Genomic DNA, 2,717 nt, shown 5'->3' with positions numbered 1-2,717 from the left:
TCGGTAGAGCACATGACTTTTAATCATGGTGTCCGGGGTTCGATTCCCCGGTGAGTCACCAAAAATCATCTTACAATTCGTAAGATGATTTTTTTTTATATTTTTAAAACTTAAAGTAACCTTAAATATCTTAGAATTAATTTCGGTTATATTTCCAAAAACTTAAAATAATCTTAAATGTATTAGATTAATATGTTCATACAGTATATTTTAATGTATTATAAATAAAGTAATATTTAGAGGGGAAGATAAATTATGTATGTTTTGGAAGTTAAGAATTTGACTAAAAGTTATAAGAAAACATTAGCAGTAGATCATATAAACTTTACATTAAAAGATGGTGAAGTTACAATCTTAGCTGGGCCTAATGGTGCTGGAAAGACAACTACAATTAAAAGTATTTTAGGGTTATTGAAAAAGAATGATGGTGAAGTATTAATTAATGGTGAAGCATTAAAGAAAAATAAAAATAAGATTGCTTATATACCAGAAACACCTGAAATATATTCATATTTAACGGTTTGGGAACATATGAAGTTCATAGCTTTTGCATATGGGTTAAAAGATTGGGAAAAAAAATCTGAAGAAATTTTAAACAACTTCAACATATTAGATAAAAAAGATGAATTTGGACAAAGTCTTTCTAAAGGAATGAGGCAAAAAGTTTCAATTTCTATGGCTCTTTTACATGATCCAGAAATCTTTTTTGTTGATGAACCTTTTATAGGGTTAGATCCTATAGGGATTAAGGAGTTAAAGGAAAGTTTTAAGTTTTTGAGAAATGAAGGAAAGACTATTTTAATTAGTACTCATATGCTAGCATTAGTTGAGGAAATAGGAGACAATATAATAATAATGAAAAAGGGAAACATTATATTTTCAGGAAATAAACTTGCTCTTAAAGAGTCTATTAACTGCTCTGAAGATGAAAGTTTGGAAGATTTATTTGTAAGTCTTACTACACAATCAGAAAGTACTTTAAAATAGGGGGTGTAGTAATGTGTAATAGTGTTTTAGATGACTTTGTAAGACTTTTAAGGATTAACTTTTTAAAGAGTAAAGGAGTTATAAAATTTTTACTTAGTGATCCAATATCTGCAATAAAAGTTGTAAAGGATATTATTTTTGCATTTGGATTTATAGGCTTTTTTATAATATCTGGAGCAAGGAGTTATGCTAAAAATCCTAATGATAATTTTTTTGTTATGATATTTAATAGTGGTATTGTAGATCTTGTTATAATGATAGCGGTGTTCTTATATATAGTAATCAAATTTCTAAATTCAGAAATTTCTTTTAATACATCGTATTTTAAATCTAGTGATATAAATTATTTATTTCCAAGTCCAATAAATGAGAGAGTTATAATGACATATTGTCTTTTAAGAGAAGCTATTAAAAACATTTTTTATTTTATGCTTTTTTTCATATTTATTTGTATCATATGTAAGGTAAGTATATTAAAATTTTTTATAGCGTCTATAGGATATGCATTACTTACATTAAGTTTTTCTGGAGTTAATTACTTAATGTTTTCCTTAAAGGTTCGATTTAATTGTATTAAACTAATAAATTCATTAAAATTGCTATTCATTGTTGGAATTTTTACTTTTATAGGATATAAGATTATATTTAACTTAAGTATATTTAATGGATTTCATACTTATATGGAATATGCTAATTTTATAAAAATAAATATTTTGGATAGAATACCTTTGCTATCAACGATTAAGGAATTTATTTTATATCCATATAAAAATGGTAGTTTAACATATAGTAGTTTTATAATATTGGCTCTTATATCTTTGATAATTAATGGTTTAGCAATATACTTCGGAGTAGATTATTATGAGGAAGTTAGTGAAGGAGTATCAGAACTTAATGAGGTAATAAAGGATATAGAAATCTCAAAGAAATCAGATGAACCTTTCAAAGATAAAAAATTTAGTAAGCAGTTCCTTAAAAGCAGTAATGATGTTTTTAATAAATTAAAATTTAAAGGTTCTGGTGCATTTATTTATAAGGCAAATATATACTTTAAACGTTTTTCAGGTAGGAAAAAGGTGATTATTTGTACTAGTCTATTTACAGTGATATCTATTGTAATTAGAGTATTCACAAGAAGTATAAGCGTTATTAATGAACCATTAGTGTTTAATGGAGTAATGCTTTTATTTGCATATTTATATTCTAATATATCTGGAAGTTCAGCGCGTATAATAGAACATGATATGGAAAAAAGTTATCTATCTTTATTACCTGGGGATATAATTACTAAAATTTTATATGTAGGTTTTTATAATATAATTGCACACACTTTAATGTTAATACCTATGATTGTATTAGTAATAGCCAATCCAGCAATTAATTTTTTACAAGTGATTTTATGGATTATTTTTATTATACTTTTTTCAAATATGATTTTTATGGAGAATTTGCTTCCTAAATTTCTATCTTCAAAATTAAAGATTGGTAAGAGTTTTTTTTCATCTATTTTTAACTATGCAGTACTTTTTATTGGTATAATTGCAGTAAAAAATCTTTACAAAGCTTATGGCAGTATAACGTTATGTTTATTAATAGGAATATGTTGTGTTGTGATATTTAACTTAATATTGATTTTCACTAGTGTTTAATAAATGGATTTAAAATCCTATTGACAATAATCTTATGTAATAAAGTTCTATTTATACCATCAATATATAAATGAAAATAGC

The 2,717-nt window shown here is 24.9% G+C and carries 2 protein-coding genes; both read left to right on the top strand.

The features are described 5' to 3' along the window. Positions 1-255: 255 nt before the first annotated feature. A complete protein-coding gene (locus QOZ93_RS13950; RefSeq protein ID WP_307357459.1) occupies positions 256-987 on the top strand; it encodes an ABC transporter ATP-binding protein in 732 nt (243 codons plus the stop codon). Positions 988-998: 11 nt separating this feature from the next. After that, complete coding sequence (locus tag QOZ93_RS13945) at positions 999-2,636, top strand: putative ABC exporter domain-containing protein (protein WP_307357456.1); 1,638 nt, start codon at positions 999-1,001, stop codon at positions 2,634-2,636. Positions 2,637-2,717 lie beyond the last annotated feature (81 nt).

This window comes from Hathewaya limosa (assembly GCF_030815255.1).
Lineage (GTDB): Bacteria > Bacillota > Clostridia > Clostridiales > Clostridiaceae > Hathewaya > Hathewaya limosa.
This window is presented reverse-complemented; position numbering and strand designations above follow the sequence as displayed.

Bases quoted from the DNA above. Each gene is read 5' to 3' on its own strand.
- QOZ93_RS13945 (WP_307357456.1), top strand. From the start codon at position 999: ATGTGTAATAGTGTTTTAGATGACTTTGTAAGACTTTTAAGGATTAAC.
- QOZ93_RS13950 (WP_307357459.1), top strand. From the start codon at position 256: ATGTATGTTTTGGAAGTTAAGAATTTGACTAAAAGTTATAAGAAAACA.